Source organism: Cellulosilyticum sp. I15G10I2, assembly GCF_900095725.1.
GTDB lineage: Bacteria > Bacillota > Clostridia > Lachnospirales > Cellulosilyticaceae > FMMP01.
This window is the reverse complement of the sequence record NZ_FMMP01000014.1, coordinates 28301-43772: the sequence shown is the minus strand read 5'-3', so window position 1 is coordinate 43772 and position 15472 is coordinate 28301. Positions and strand designations below refer to the sequence as shown.

Genomic DNA, 15472 nt, shown 5'->3' with positions numbered 1-15472 from the left:
CCTATACCTCCTTCTCCATATTTTCTGCAATAACCCTTGTAGCCTCTTTAAGGGCGGTTCTTCGTATAAATTCACTATACGAAGCATATTCTTCTAACTTTGCCGCCTTTTTTAGCTCTTCAACTTCTTCACTCACACGAATACTCATAGATATTGTTTTATTCATATTAGTTTCCTTCTGTAAGTAATTATATCTACAATTCGCTACATCCTCAACACATTTCTCCATAATTAAGTTATAAAAAAAGAACTCCTAATCAATTTAGAAGTTCTTTTAAGCATGTTCTCTTTAATTGGTCGCAAATCAGTCGTAATTTCCGACTCCTAATGACTCAAACCATTGATTTTACTATACTTATTCACTAAGTGGCTTCATTGTTGGAAATAATAAAACATCTCTTATAGAATAGGAATTAGTAAGAAGCATAACTAATCGGTCAACCCCTATACCAAGTCCACCTGTTGGGGGCATACCATACTCAAGGGCATTTAAAAAATCTTCATCGATTGCGTTGGCTTCGTCATCTCCGGCTGCACGCAGTTCTTCTTGGTGCATAAAACGACCTCTTTGGTCAACCGGATCGTTAAGCTCTGAGAAGGCATTTGCGTGCTCACGGCCTACTATAAAGAGTTCAAATCTTTCTGTGTAATCAGGATTTGAAGGTTTGCGTTTTGAAAGCGGTGATATCTCCACTGGATGATCCATAATGAATGTCGGCTGAATCAGGTGTTCTTCAACGTACTTTTCAAAAAAGAGGTTTAAGATATCTCCTTTGCCATGATGATTTTCATAATTAATATGATGCTCTTTCGCAAGTGATTTTGCAGCTTCTAGATCAGCTACTTCATCAAAATCAACGCTTGCATACTTTTTAACCGCATCTACCATTGTAAGTCTTTCAAATGGCTTTTCAAGGTCAATAGTTATGCCATTATATTCAACAACAGCTGTTCCTATTACTTTCATCGCTGCGTGTCTAATAACCTCTTCTGTGAGATTCATAATGTCATGATAATCTGCATAGGCTTCATATAATTCAAGGATTGTAAACTCTGGATTGTGTCTTACAGACATACCTTCATTACGAAAAACACGTCCTATTTCATAGACCCTGTCAAATCCACCTACAATAAGGCGTTTTAACTTAAGCTCAGGTGCAACACGCATGTACATATCAATATCTAATGCATTATGATGCGTTATAAACGGGCGCGCTGCCGCCCCACCTGCAATAGAATGAAGAACAGGCGTCTCAACTTCAATATACCCTCTATTATCTAAGAAATTTCTCATTTCTCTTATAATCAAACTACGTTTAATAAAAGTATCCTTTACTTCAGGATTAACAATCAGATCCACATAACGCTGACGATATCTAAGTTCTGTATCTTTTAAACCATGATACTTTTCTGGCAATACTTTTAAGCTTTTAGATAAAAGTGTTACTTCCTTAGCTCTTATAGAAATTTCACCTTTTTGTGTTCTGAATATAAGTCCCTTTATCCCTACTATATCACCTATATCATATCTTTTAAATTCTGCGTAGGCTTCCTCGCCTAGCTCATCTTTTCTTACATAAGACTGAATTTTACCCTCTTTATCTTGAATATGAATAAAAGATGCTTTACCCATATCACGTTTGGCCATCAGACGCCCAGCCACTGCTGTTTCAGAGTTTTCTAATGTTTCAAAGTTTTTATGGATCTGCTCGCTATATCCTGTTACTTCAAATTTTGTAATTTGAAAAGGATCTTTACCTTTCGCCTGAAGCTCTCTTAATTTCTCGTATCTTACTTTGATCTGTTCATTAAGATTTTCTTCATTGTGTACTTCATTTTGTTTTTCCATATTATCAGACAACCTGATTCCTCCTCTAACCTTGCTAAGCCTTAGTTTGAAATTTCTAATATCTTATATTTATCTATACCATATGCAGTTTCTACTTCTACTTCTACTCCTACTTTATGATTTAAAAGAGCTTCTCCCACTGGAGACTCATTAGATATTTTGCCATTTGCCGGATCAGCTTCTGTAGAGCCTACTATTAAATATTCTACTTCTTCTTCAAAAGAGTAATCATAAAGTCTTACTCTATAACCTGGCTTTACAACATCTATCTTAACATCTTCTGCATCAATAACAACTGCATTTTTAAGCATATTTTCAAGTTCTGCTATTCTCGATTCTATCTCAGCTTGTTCTTCTTTTGCTGCATCATATTCTGCGTTTTCTGATAAGTCCCCTTGTGCTCTTGCTTCCTTAAGCTTCTCAGCTACATCGTTACGACGAACTGTCTTTAAGTTTTCTAGTTCTGCTTCTAATGTCTTTATCCCCTCGTATGTGAGTAATACCTTTTTGCTTGCCATTTTGTTACTCCCTTTCCTAAAGTATAGACTATTTTTATATGTTTCTAGTAAAAACTATGTTTATCTCATTGACTATATTTTATAATTTAACAATTATAACCTACACTACTTGTATTGTCAACTTACACTCTAAAATAATATAGGAGTACTTATATATTGCCTTTAGTTGAGTAAGGATATACAAGTTGCTCTTTGGTTAAAAATGGTGTCTCAAACTTTCTAAAATCTTTTCTATATCTGCATAACTTTCTACAGTGGTCAAAGCTCTTCTTATATGCGCAGCACCATGAACACCTTTAATATAAGAAGTAAGATGCGATCTCATTTCTCTTATGCCTGTATAGTTTCCTTTATAGTCTATGAGCATCTTAGCATGTTTTAGAATAACTTCTATTCTTTCATCAAATGACGGTTCTTCAAGTAACTTACCTGTCTCTAAATAGTGTAGTATTCTTTTAAATAACCAAGGATTCCCTTGTGCTGCTCTGCCTATCATCAGGGCATCACACTTTGTATAATCCAGCATACGCTTAGCATCTTCTGGTGTTTTAACATCTCCATTGCCTATGACAGGAATCGTTATGTTTGCTTTAATCTGTTTAATAATATCCCAATCAGCAACGCCACTGTAAAATTGTTCTCTTGTTCTCCCATGTACTGTGATAGCACTCGCACCTGCCTCGGCTGCTATTTTAGCTACTTCTACAGCATTAACCGTGTTTTCATCAAATCCTTTTCTTATTTTAACTGTAAGTGGTTTATCTAACTGGCGTACAACCTTATAAATAATATCACCTATTAGTTCTGGTGTTTTCATAAGTGCTGAACCTTCACCATTCTTAGTAATCTTAGGTGCAGGACATCCCATATTAATATCAATAAAGTCTACATCACTTTTAGCAACCTCTTTTGCTGTTTTAGCTAAAATGTCAGGATCACTTCCAAAAAGCTGTGCGCCTATCGGATGTTCTTTTGGGTCAATATATAGTAAGTCATTTGTTTTCTCATTTTTATACAGCAACCCTTTTGCACTTACCATTTCTGTATATACCATACCACATCCAAACTCTTTGCAAATGAGTCTAAAAGGAAGGTCTGTAACACCTGCCATAGGTGCTAAAAATACATTGTTAGGAGTTGTTACATTCCCAAATTTCATTTGTAATCATCCTATCTGTTTTTTTGATAAATAAGTTCTAGCCCTTTTAGAGTTAATAACCCATCATAGTGATCTATTACATTTGTACCATCTTGTATGACTTTTGCAAGCCCTCCCGTAGCGATAATCTTAAGCTGCGGGCAGTTCATTTCTTCTTTTGCCTTATTAACAATGTATTCTACCTGCCCTATATAGCCATACACAAGGCCTGTTTGCATACTCGTAATAGTATTTTTTGAGTCTAAGATTCCCTTTGTTTTTTTTATTTCGATATGAGGAAGCTGCGCTGCACTTCTCCAAAGTGCATCTGCACAAATGCGCATCCCCGGCGAGGTGATGCCCGCTATAAACTCCCCTTTTTCATTTACAATATCATAGGTAGTAGCTGTCCCAAAGTCAATGACCATACAAGGTCCTCCATATAATTCATAGGAGGCTACAGAATTAACGATTCTATCAGCGCCTACCTCCCTTGGATTATCTGTTCTTATAGAAATCCCAGTCTTTAAGCCAGGTCCTATTATAAGCGGTTTTTTATTAAAATATTTTTTGATACTATTGGTAAGTGAATACATAATATCAGGAACAACTGAAGAAATAACAACAGCCTCTATGTCTTGGGGCGTTATACTTTTTTGTCTTAATAGTTCAATCATAGTAATACCATATTCATCGGATGTTCTAGGGATTTGAGTAGTTAATCTATAACTGCCTTTGAGGTGTCCGTCTTCCATAGCGCCAACAACTATATTTGTATTACCAACATCGATTACTAATATCATCTTTATTCCTTCTTTCGTAAATTTTCTTAATCTCTCAAGCATATATATCTCAAAAAGCAGACACTAAAAGTGTCTGCTAAATCTCAATATCTTAATTTCTTCAGCGCATATACAATTGGCGGAACAATAAGCCCTGTTCCTATAGCTTCAACTAAGCCGCTTGTTGATACGATTGTTACCACAAGTGCTACAACTTCTTGTAATTTATCCGGAAATGCAAAGGTTGTAGCAATAGTAAGCGCACCTAATGTAAGAATAGTATTTGTAAGTGAACCTGCTATACTCCCCATAATATAAGCTATAGTATCTTTTTGAGATACATCCTTAATCCATCTATACATATAATATGCTGCAACTCCTATAAAGACTCTTGGTAAGATTGATACTAAAGGATTTCTAAAAAGTTGATCCAGCCACCCTGGTGCCGTAAGCGCTCTTATAAAACTTATTGTCCCCATTACAGTTCCGAGTGCAATTCCTTTTTTAGGTCCTAGTATCATAGCTCCTACGATTACAGGTATATGTATGGTACTCGCAGATATAGGCCCTAAAGGAATAAGTCCTATCGGGGTATAAGCTAGTAACACAATAATCCCACTGAGCATACCTAAAACGGTTAAATCTTTTACACTAACTTTTTTACTTTCCATATTTACACGCTCCTCGTTCTCATTCTCCCCTATTAGGAGATACAAGACATTTTTTTTGCGTCTTAATTATAAAACACGTAGAAGAATTTTTCAAGAAAAACCGTGTAAAAAATATTCTCAGCATAGCTATTCTTCAAGTAGTTGTGCTGCAAACCCTTTGCCCTCACTGCCATATTTATTTTCAATAACTCCCAATATTTCTTCACATGTATTTTTTTTTGCTTTTAAGATCACAATATCTCTTACAATCTGCCCATTTTGTGTACGATAAATCATATACCACATTTTGAGTGACTTTAGAAGTTCAGCTTCTTCTAATTGAAAGTTTTTAATTTCTAATGCCGCTCCTATATCATCATAAAACATAGGGTCTTCATTACGCTCTTCTATGAAGATCTCTCCATCTTTATTAAAGCCTAAGCTAATAATACAATTTGTACTTTCTGCAATAGCTGATAACTTACTAAGTACTTCTTCTTTTATTCCTGCAGGTAGATCTTGGTATTCTTCATTTAAATAATATTTTTGTACATAAGGTGATACTGATACCACTATATCTTTTTCCATAAATATTTCCTTTCTTATTTACATTATTTAACTATCCTATCCTTATCTATACCTTCACTTATAGATTATATATACCCATATATCCCTCTTACCGAGACTTCACCGCTAAAAATAGTCTTTTCATTATTATCACTATCTATAACGACTAAGGCGCCATCTTCTGCAATATCTTTTGCATAGGCGATATATTTCCCCTCAGAAGTTACTACTTGAATATCATGATGGAGTGTAATACAATTTTTTCTATATCTTTTTAAAAAACCAGCTATGCTTTTTTCATCTTTATAATGCATATAATCGGCCTCAAATAAGTGAAGAAATTCCTTAACAATATATCTGCGCAAATAAGTTTTACCACTCTCTAGATAGAGTGACGTTGCATGCGGAAGTTCTCCTTCAAAACTTTTTATATTGACATTAACACCTATACCCAAAATAATATGATTAATGCCATCCATTTCTGCACTCATTTCAGCAAGAATACCGCATACTTTTTTTCCGTTAATAACAATATCATTAGGCCACTTTATTTTACAGTCTAGCCCCGTAACCCTCCTAATAGCTTCACACATATTAAGCCCTGCAAGAAGTGTCAACTGACTTGCTTGTCCAGGTATAATATGAGGTCTTAAAATCAAGCTCATCCATATGCCTGTTCCACTTGGCGAATCCCAAGTTTTACCCAACCTGCCTTTTCCCATAAGCTGTTTATCAGCCATGATAAGTGTTCCTTCTGCGGCCCCTTCTCTAGCAAGAGTCTTTGCCACCTCATTGGTAGAATCAACCTTTTCATAATAGTGTATGTCTTTCCCCAACAGCTTAGTATTTATGATACTTGCTATTTCTGACTGTGTAATCACATCAGGCGTGGCAATAAGCCGGTATCCTCTTTTGGTAATGGATTCTATATGATAGCCATCTTCCTTAAGCTTATTAATATTTTTCCAAACCCCTGCTCTTGTAACCCCTAATTTACTGCTAATTTCTTCTCCAGATACATACTGATCTTGTCCTTTTAAAAAAGCAAGTACTTTCTCTTTCATAGTCCACCTCTTTAAAATGATATGTTAAATGATTAAAAAGCCGAAAGTAGGCTTCGGCTTTTTAATCATTTATTATTCTTCTGTTCCTTCTGACTTAGGTACAGTATTTTCTTCTACTTCAAAATCAAAAATATTAAGTTCTTCTAAATTTTCAGTATCGATCTCTTCACCCTTCATAATCTTTCTGAATTCTTTACCTGTAAGTTTTTCTTTTTTAAGAAGGATTTCAGAGGCCTTATGGAGTATATCCATATTGAGTTCAAGTATTTCTTTAGCTCTGCTATAGCACTTTTCTATAAGTGTTTTTATGTGTCTGTCGATCTGCGTTGCAATATCTTCACTATAATTACGTGTATGATTAAAGTCTCTTCCTAAGAAAACTTCTTCTTGCTCATCTCCAAATTTCATTGGACCAAGTTCACTCATACCATATTTTGTAACCATATCACGGGCAATATGTGTCGCACGTTCAATGTCGTTTGAAGCCCCTGTTGTGATATCTCCAATGACTAATTCTTCTGCTGCACGTCCGCCTAATAGAGATACAATTTCATCTACCATTTTTGTCTTTGTCATATACATTCTGTCTTCTTTAGGTATAGGCATTGTATAACCGCCTGCAAAACCAGTTGGAATTATTGAAATACTATGGACAGAGTCTAAGCTATCTAAAACTTCATGTATAAGTGCATGCCCTATTTCATGGAAAGCTGTAATACGTTTTTCTTTTTCTGTAATGACATGACTCTTCTTTTCTGTCCCTACAGTAATCTTAATAAACGCTTTTTGAACTTCTTCCATATCAATAGCTCGTTTTTTATGTCTAGCCGTAAGGAGAGCTGCTTCATTCATAAGATTAGCAAGGTCTGCCCCTGTAAAGCCTGATGTAGTTCTTGCAATTGTATCAAGATCTACATCTTCTTGCAGCGGTTTGCCTTTTGCATGTACTTTTAAAATCGCACTACGCCCTTTAATATCTGGTCTTCCAACTACAATCTGTCTGTCAAAACGTCCTGGTCTAAGGAGCGCTGGATCAAGAACGTCTGCACGGTTAGTTGCTGCAAGAATAATAACCCCTTCATTTGCACCAAAACCATCCATTTCAACTAAAAGCTGATTAAGGGTTTGTTCTCTTTCATCATGGCCTCCGCCAAGTCCAGCTCCACGTTTTCTACCTACAGCATCTATCTCATCTATAAACACAATAGATGGTGCATTTTTTTTCGCTTGCTCAAATAAATCTCTTACACGGGATGCTCCCACCCCTACAAACATTTCCACAAAATCAGACCCCGATATACTAAAGAATGGCACACCGGCTTCACCTGCTACTGCTTTTGCAAGAAGTGTCTTACCTGTCCCTGGAGGTCCTACAAGAAGCATTCCTTTTGGAATCTTAGCACCCACTTGAATATAACGATTTTGGTTTTTAAGGAAGTCAACGACCTCCGCCACCTCTTCTTTTTCTTCATCTAGACCTGCAACATCCTTAAACGTAATACTTCCTTTTTCATCTATTGTCATTTTGGCCTTACTTTTACCAAAAGACATGATCCGGCCGCCGCCACCGCCGCCACCTTGCATCTGCTGAATAAAAAATATCATAATAAAAATAAACATTCCGACTATGAGTATAATCTGCATAATAGGCAAAAATAAACTCGGCTGCGGATATTTTGTTTCATAGATTAATGCACTTCTAACATCGTCTGCCAAGCTATGATAAAAGGTCATAAATTCTTGCTGTACAACTGGAACAGTTGTTGTCTGCCCATCTTTATAAACTACCTTAGCATGACCTGCACTGCCATCTGAAAGTTCTATAGTTATTCTTTCTACTTGTTTACCTTTAATATCCTCGATGACTTGCCCATAGGACTTCGCATTTATATTTTGAGATACATTTCTATTTGTTCCATAAAAAACTGCTATAAATAATACAGCAACTATAATGAGGTACAGATAGGTTCCCTTAAATGTCTTTTTCAAATTTTATTTCCTCCTTCCCTTTTATTCTATTCTCTGTTAACTGCAATATAAGGTATATTTCTATAATATTGCTTGTAGTCAAGACCGTATCCAATAACAAATTCATTTTCAATTGTAAAACCTGTATATTGTACATCAACATTGGTCTGTCTTTGCTCAACTTTATCAAGCAACGTACATATCTTAATGCTTTGTGGTCCTCTTTCCCTTAAAATACTTTTAATGTATCTAAGTGTTCTTCCTGAATCAATAATATCTTCAACAATTAAGACATGTTTTCCTTCAATGGGCTCATCTAAATCTTTTAAAATTTTAACTACCCCACTGCTTTTATATTCATCTCCATAACTTGATACTACCATAAATTCCATTTTAATAGGCACTTGTATGTGTTTAACAAGATCTGTCATAAACATAACACCGCCCTTAAGTATGCACAAAACAATGATTTCTTGCCCTTCATAATCCTTTGTAATCTGCGCTCCAAGTTCTTTAATGCGTTTTTGTAACTCATCTTCTGATATGAGCGTTTCTAATTTTAACATGGTCCCTCCTGTAACTAATTGAAAATTATTTTTATTTCTAGTACCTGTTTAGTGGCTTCAGTGACATAGTAATTAGCACTTAATCTACTCCCAATAATCCATATAATTTCTTCTCCATCTGCTATAAGCGGTATACTATCTCTCTGAGTTTTAGGAACTTTATCGTCTATAAAAAACTTCTTAAGTTTTTTAGTTCCTTCCTTAGTGGCAATATAATCATGCGGTAATCTTGTACGCATCTCCAATCCAGCCTTTATTTTACCATAATCAATATACTTAGTATACATTTTTTCATTTTTTTGGTTAATTGATTCTTTTTTAACTACTGTAAGTATAACAGTTCCTCTAGCTTCTGGCACTTCTTTTATACCTAGATCAAGAGGATATCTATAAGAAACATCTTCGGACTCTTTATACCCTATAATTAACTCCTCATATTCTTTATATGCCACAATATTGTGCGGGAGACAAATCTTCTTACCACTTTGCAAATCGCAAAGTCCAATGATACTCTCCAAATGCTTTAAAGTAATATCTTTGACAATAGTATTTAATGCTTCAAGGGCTAATAAAATAACTCTTCTCTGAACATACTTATGATACTCTTGAAACTGTGTTAAATTTATGGATATGTTCCCCTTAGACTTTACAGCGCACTTTTCAAATAGTCCATGGGTATGCATCTTAAGAAACGCTTCGCCTTCACGATATAACTCACTATGTTCCCCGAGCAGATTAACAATATTAGGATTAATATTTTGTTCTATATAGGGTATGCACTCTAACCGCACTTTATTTCGTGTATAAATAGTCATAAAGTTTGTATGATCATCTTTATAACTTATACCATGATATAAACAGTAGGCTTCAATTTCTGTTCTTTTAAGACATAGGAGCGGCCTAATAATATTATCTCTCTGAGGGGGTATACCTCCTAAACCATTTATATCTGTTCCTCTTAAGAACCGCATAATCAAAGTCTCAGCCTGATCATTTTTATTATGTGCTGTTACTATTTTACTACAATGATTTGATAAAGATATAAAGAAATTATATCTTTCTATTCTTCCTGCTTCTTCTTCTGATATCCCGTGCGCTCTCGCCAACTGCTTAATGTTACAATTATGTCTATAGTACGGAAGCTCCCACTTCTTACATATCTCTTCAACAAATAATGCATCACGCTCTGCTTCATCACGTATGCCATGATGTATATGCGCTACTTTTATTTGGATATTATAATAACTTTGGTACCTATGCAGAAAGTGAAGTAACATCATAGAATCTGCACCGCCTGATACACCTACTACTAAATTATCCCCATTTTGTATAAGGTTATACTTACGTATAAAATTTCTCACTTTATTTTCTATAGCCTTCAACATTCTAATCTCCTCATACCTCCACTCAAATTCTACTGCTTAAAATATCCTTTTAATAAATTCATCTCTCCATTATAATATAAATTAGGTTTAAGCACTATCTAATTATTTAAAAATTCACTAATAAGAAAGGGTGGTTACTATGCCATATATTGATTCAAAAGTTACAACCCCGCTTACAGAACAAAAAAAAGAAATACTTAAACAAGAGCTTGGAAAGATTATTACACTTATTCCAGGCAAGAGCGAAAATTATTTGATGCTAGGCTTTGAAGATAATTATTCTCTATACTTCAAGGGTATGAAATTAGATTTTGGTGCTTTTATTGAAGTAAAGATCTTTGGTGCTGCTCCTAAAGCTGCACTAGATAAAGTTACACAAGAAATATGTGCGCTCTATTTACGCGAGCTTGACATTCCATCTGACTGTATTTACATTAAATATGAAGAAGTTTCTGCATGGGGATTTGACGGCCGCAATTTTTAAATAAACATAGCTACTGCTAAAGCAATAATCCCAACCCCACAGATAATCAAAGAGATATTAAAAAATTTATCAATCTTTTGGGCCATGATATTGCCCTTTTTTTTATGTGCAGTTTTTCTCTCCATTTCTTTATAAACATAAGGCATGGGATTTTTTTTAAGATGATTTTCTACTATATGCTCTGCATATAAAAATAAATTATCTGGCATATAAGGTTTCTTACTCTCTTTTAATATAAAAATTGCTTTTTCATACCAATCACTGTTTTCACCATCTATTGTAATTTGTTTTTTCATCTTATTCTCCTTAGCATATTAATAATTAGACATTTGCCAAATCACAACAACTTTATTCATTCTCTAAGGACTTTTACTGAATATATTATATTAAAATAGATAAACTATATAGGTATATTCATTTAGAACAATTCTATTTATATACTTTATTAACTTAAGGAGGTTTTATTTATGCCTGATTTAAGATGTCATGTTGATAGTTGTGCCTATCATCAAGATAATTATTGCTCTGCTGGCCGTATCAGCGTAGATGGCAAAAGAGCATCTGATCCTGATGCTACATGCTGCAATACATTTATCCCGCAATCAGCCCAAAACAGCATGTCTTATGAACCTACTCCCCATATGAGTGTTCAATGTGATGCAGTTAAATGTAAGTACAACTCTGATTACGTGTGCGAAGCATCTAGCATTCAAATTTCGGGTGAAAATGCTTGTCACGATTCCGGTGACACATTGTGCGCAACTTTTCATGAAAAATAATAGTTAATAAAAAACCAAAAGATACGCTTTAAGGGTTTAAGCCTTAAAGCATATCTTTTAATTTTTTTGCCATATCCTCGCGACAATAATGGTCATATCATCATTTTCTGCATTACCTAATAAGTCTCTGCTTTTCTTCATAAGATATTCAGCCATATATGAAGGATTATTCGTATTAGCCTCTAGTATAAAATGTTTAAAAGTATCTTCTTTTCCCAAAAGTTCATTCTCTCCTTGCAGCATTCCATCTGTAACCATAATAATTACATCTCCATCTTTAAGCTGCTTTTTACAAACTTCTATATCTACATCATTGAGTATCCCTATCGGCAATGTACTTGCTTGTATCGTCATTACTTCATTATTTCTCAGAATAAAACTAGTTGCTGCCCCTAATTTTAGAAATTCTGCAACACCCGTATATTCATCAATAAGTGTAATATCCATCGTTGAAAAATTTTCAATATCTGATTTAAGGACAAGGACTGAATTAATAATTTTAACAGCAAGATCATTTTTAAATCCTGAGTCCATAAAGTTTTCCAAAAGTTCTATAGTCGCTGTGCTTTCTTCAGATGCCAGCTTACCGCTTCCCATACCATCTGCAAGTGCAAGTAAATACTTCCCTTCTTCAACTTCCATGCAACTGTAAACATCCCCTGATATCTCCCCTTTTGCATGAAATGCGGCCCCCGCAGCTACGCCATATGATTTAGTCACTTTGAACTTAAAGTACAGGTATTTTTCTTGTTCATTACATTCTAATCTTTCTGTTTCAACCTTAACATCAAGTGCCTTATTAATGGCTTTTTTAATACCCTCTTTTATCTCCATATCATTCTTATAATAAGGGGTATACACATGTATTTCTTCTTTTCTTCCATTGTTCTCAAGCACCATAATATCTTTCGTTTTAATACCGTTGCTATGAAGTATTTCTTTAATGAAGTTTTCATCTTCTTTATTGAAATAGAACTCTTTTTCTATATCTACACAAAGCTTTGAAATACTTTCAGCAATAGCTTCAAATTGTTGACCTACAAGACTCCTACTCTCTACAAATCTATTTTTCCACATAAGGTTTTGTTTAAATAAATCTAATTTAAAACTTAGGGTACAAGCAAAACTTTCTGCATTAGGACAAGCCTTCTTAAAACTCTCAGGTATATCCCCTATCTTTAATTGACCTTTTTGCTCTATCAAATCCAACATTTTATAAGCATTTTGATACGTTTTATCAATATAATCCCTCCAGCAAAATTCCTTCATAGAACAATTTTGGCACATTTTTTCTCCGGTATCTTCTATGATATGATTAATATCTTTTTCATCTAGGAACACTTTCTTATCAGATATTTTTTCAAAAGTATGACTCAAATTATAAAAAGCTCTAGAAAATTGGCTTAATTTCTCAGTAATAATCTTCTGTACTCTCATAAGATGTTTCTCTTCTTCTTTTGATGATTCACAGGCAAACCAAGCTGCGATACCAAAATATCTTTTAGGTATTAATATACTTATTATATACGCTGTAAGATATGCTCCAAATATCTGCATATCAATGATGCGATTATTAAATAAAGCAAAACCCAATAATAGTCCTATCCCTGTTGCAAATATAACACCCATTCTGCCTAGTGTAGCGAAGATCGTACCTGTAAGTACTGCCAATGTATAGATGGCAACAAAATGAGGGGGCATATACCCTATAATAACTAACAATGTACTCATGACCAACGTCATAGTTACACCTATATTCGTTCCCCCAAGATACGTGATTGCAATAATGATTACAAAGGTAATAACATCTCTAAAGTAAATACGTGTAAACAGCGGGACTTGTATGTAGAAATCAACTAACCCACCAAGAACACATGCTGCAAAAAAAGCCATGCTAATATTTTCTTTTTGAGTAAGCTGTACTGTTCTATTCTTACTAATGATTTCTGCACTACAGCATAAAATAACAACTAAACCTATACTAATAACCGCTTCTAATAATCCTGTTAATACATCAAATACTTTAAAACCGTTAATAATGACTAATAGCGTATTAATACAAAAAATTGCGCCACATGTAATAATAGCTTGATTTCTTAATGTAAATTTTGTACCGCTCATATACATATAACCTCTGAATAAAACAATGAGTATAATAATAAATAAATATTTAAGTATGTGTGTATCAAATACCCCCAAAGAAATAAGACCTATCAAACTCATAATACTTGTCCACTTTCTAAGTGTTTTATCAAAATATACTGCACCTATATAACACACACTTAAAGTATAAAACGTGTCAAACACAATAATTCTGCTTAGAAAAAAACCTATAATACAAAGCATGACTTGTGCCCACTTAATCATTTTTAAGTTTTCAAATAACTTCTCTCTCTTTTCTTCTTTTGTACGAATCAACATAATCTCTCCCTTCCACAGTAATATTAATTATACAAAGAGAGAGTTTATATTTTTGTAAATATATGGAAATATTTCAAAAAACTTTGCGACAATATACTTTGATTTCATAAACCTATATTTATTTATTTCCTAGGAAAAACAAGTATCCTTCTTCATTTTCACAACTTATTGTCGAAAACCATTATTTATGGGTTATTCCTTATACATTATTCTTTAGATCTTTTTTCTATAGCCAATATACTGCCAGCGCCTACAATAATATAAAGCCAGCCCGAGATAACAATTACTGATACAATAAGTTGCCCAAACCAATTGTAGGCCGAAATATCACCATATCCTACAGTAAAAAAAGTAATTATTGTAAAGTAAATAACTGAGGATAATCCCATATGTCTTCCTTTCACATGATATCTAATACACTGTGGATCCAGGGCTATAGCCCAGTAAACCATATTAACAATATTAAGCAAGAGAATAATGAGCCATGAAACTACCATAAATACTTTAAAACGGTTAAAATTTCTAATCCCCTTTTTATCAAAATCCTTATAGACAATGTATTTTTCTATATTTTTATAAATAGCTATGTAGTTCATAACAATAACTAAGGCATCAAATATAAGAAGACTTATCTGACCAATAACTAAGGCAAGCTTAGTCAAGTTGTTTGTATAAAGCAGTCTCGTATCAGAAAAAAAAAGCATTTTAGTAATAAATATACAGATAACAGGCAGCCAGATCAAATTACTCTCAGACCTTTTGAGATCTTTATTATCAAAAAAATTTTGAGTAAAATAATTGATAATAATAATAATCAGAGTAGGGATAAGAATAATTCCGACATAGATAAGGGCTTTTCCTATAGCAGACAATAACCCTATATGAATCATTTTATCTAAAACAGAGTGATATAAGTCTATGTAAATACTTAAAATAATAATAAGTCCACTGATAATTACTAATGCATAGAGATACCTATCAGGTAAATTTTTCTTTAGGGATATAATATATTGCTTAATAAAATAACTTACTGCATTATAAAGCTGTGTACTATTTAAAATCCATATAAAAGTAAATAAAATGAAAATGAACAATACCGCTATAACAATGATATAAAAACCTATAGTAAAAGTTTTATCATTTTCTCCATTTAACATTTTTAGTATTTCTTGTACTATACTAAGCATCTAATCCCTCCGACTCAAATAACATCCCTATGGCATATTATTCTTATACTGTCCAAGTTATACCTATCAAAAATATCTAGGCGCACACAAAAAGAGCCAGCACAACTTTGAGTT

The 15472-nt window shown here is 33.8% G+C and carries 16 protein-coding genes; 2 read left to right on the top strand and 14 right to left on the bottom strand.

What is annotated here, in order from left to right:
- Position 1 precedes the first annotated feature (1 nt).
- From BN3326_RS21515 to tilS, 11 genes are all read right to left on the bottom strand, one after another.
- Positions 2-166, bottom strand: a complete 165-nt coding sequence (locus BN3326_RS21515) for a type II toxin -antitoxin system TacA 1-like antitoxin (protein WP_083258727.1) — start codon at positions 164-166, stop codon at positions 2-4.
- 189 nt (positions 167-355) lie between these two features.
- Positions 356-1849, bottom strand: a complete 1494-nt coding sequence (gene lysS / locus BN3326_RS13925) for a lysine--tRNA ligase (RefSeq protein ID WP_069999892.1) — start codon at positions 1847-1849, stop codon at positions 356-358.
- Positions 1850-1890: 41 nt separating this feature from the next.
- The gene (gene greA / locus BN3326_RS13920) at positions 1891-2367 is read right to left on the bottom strand and encodes a transcription elongation factor GreA (protein WP_069999857.1); all 477 of its coding nucleotides are present in this window, start codon (positions 2365-2367) and stop codon (positions 1891-1893) included.
- 196 nt (positions 2368-2563) lie between these two features.
- A complete protein-coding gene (dusB, locus tag BN3326_RS13915) occupies positions 2564-3526 on the bottom strand; it encodes a tRNA dihydrouridine synthase DusB (RefSeq protein WP_069999856.1) in 963 nt (320 codons plus the stop codon).
- An 11-nt stretch (positions 3527-3537) separates the two neighbouring features.
- A complete protein-coding gene (locus BN3326_RS13910) occupies positions 3538-4308 on the bottom strand; it encodes a type III pantothenate kinase (RefSeq protein ID WP_069999855.1) in 771 nt (256 codons plus the stop codon).
- A gap of 83 nt (positions 4309-4391) precedes the next feature.
- Complete coding sequence (locus BN3326_RS13905; protein WP_069999854.1) at positions 4392-4958, bottom strand: ECF transporter S component; 567 nt, start codon at positions 4956-4958, stop codon at positions 4392-4394.
- A 126-nt stretch (positions 4959-5084) separates the two neighbouring features.
- A complete protein-coding gene (locus BN3326_RS13900) occupies positions 5085-5525 on the bottom strand; it encodes a DUF6145 family protein (RefSeq protein WP_069999853.1) in 441 nt (146 codons plus the stop codon).
- A gap of 65 nt (positions 5526-5590) precedes the next feature.
- Positions 5591-6568 (bottom strand): biotin--[acetyl-CoA-carboxylase] ligase, encoded by a 978-nt coding sequence (locus tag BN3326_RS13895; protein ID WP_069999852.1) that lies wholly within the window; start codon positions 6566-6568, stop codon positions 5591-5593.
- A gap of 72 nt (positions 6569-6640) precedes the next feature.
- Positions 6641-8557 carry an ATP-dependent zinc metalloprotease FtsH gene (gene ftsH, locus BN3326_RS13890; RefSeq protein ID WP_069999851.1) on the bottom strand — a complete coding sequence of 639 codons (1917 nt, stop codon included), beginning with the start codon at positions 8555-8557 and terminating at the stop codon, positions 6641-6643.
- Between the two features lie 26 nt (positions 8558-8583).
- Positions 8584-9102 carry a hypoxanthine phosphoribosyltransferase gene (gene hpt, locus BN3326_RS13885; protein WP_069999850.1) on the bottom strand — a complete coding sequence of 173 codons (519 nt, stop codon included), beginning with the start codon at positions 9100-9102 and terminating at the stop codon, positions 8584-8586.
- Between the two features lie 14 nt (positions 9103-9116).
- Entirely contained in the window at positions 9117-10487 is a 1371-nt protein-coding gene (gene tilS / locus BN3326_RS13880; protein WP_069999849.1) for a tRNA lysidine(34) synthetase TilS, read from the bottom strand.
- 139 nt (positions 10488-10626) lie between these two features.
- On the opposite strand from tilS, the gene BN3326_RS13875 reads away from it, so the two are divergent.
- On the top strand, positions 10627-10971 hold the full coding sequence (locus BN3326_RS13875; RefSeq protein ID WP_069999848.1) for a phenylpyruvate tautomerase MIF-related protein: 345 nt from the start codon (positions 10627-10629) through the stop codon (positions 10969-10971).
- Here the strand turns inward: BN3326_RS13875 and BN3326_RS13870 are convergent.
- Positions 10968-11267 carry a hypothetical protein gene (locus tag BN3326_RS13870; protein WP_069999847.1) on the bottom strand — a complete coding sequence of 100 codons (300 nt, stop codon included), beginning with the start codon at positions 11265-11267 and terminating at the stop codon, positions 10968-10970. The genes BN3326_RS13875 and BN3326_RS13870 overlap by 4 nt on opposite strands.
- Positions 11268-11438: 171 nt before the next feature.
- Here BN3326_RS13870 and BN3326_RS13865 point away from each other — a divergent pair, with 171 nt between their 5' ends.
- Positions 11439-11750 carry a DUF1540 domain-containing protein gene (locus BN3326_RS13865; protein WP_069999846.1) on the top strand — a complete coding sequence of 104 codons (312 nt, stop codon included), beginning with the start codon at positions 11439-11441 and terminating at the stop codon, positions 11748-11750.
- Positions 11751-11807: 57 nt separating this feature from the next.
- Here BN3326_RS13865 and spoIIE read toward each other — a convergent pair whose 3' ends face one another.
- Together spoIIE and BN3326_RS13855 are read right to left on the bottom strand one after the other, a co-directional pair.
- Positions 11808-14168 carry a stage II sporulation protein E gene (gene spoIIE / locus BN3326_RS13860; protein ID WP_207646349.1) on the bottom strand — a complete coding sequence of 787 codons (2361 nt, stop codon included), beginning with the start codon at positions 14166-14168 and terminating at the stop codon, positions 11808-11810.
- A gap of 209 nt (positions 14169-14377) precedes the next feature.
- Positions 14378-15358 (bottom strand): ion channel, encoded by a 981-nt coding sequence (locus BN3326_RS13855; protein ID WP_069999844.1) that lies wholly within the window; start codon positions 15356-15358, stop codon positions 14378-14380.
- Positions 15359-15472 lie beyond the last annotated feature (114 nt).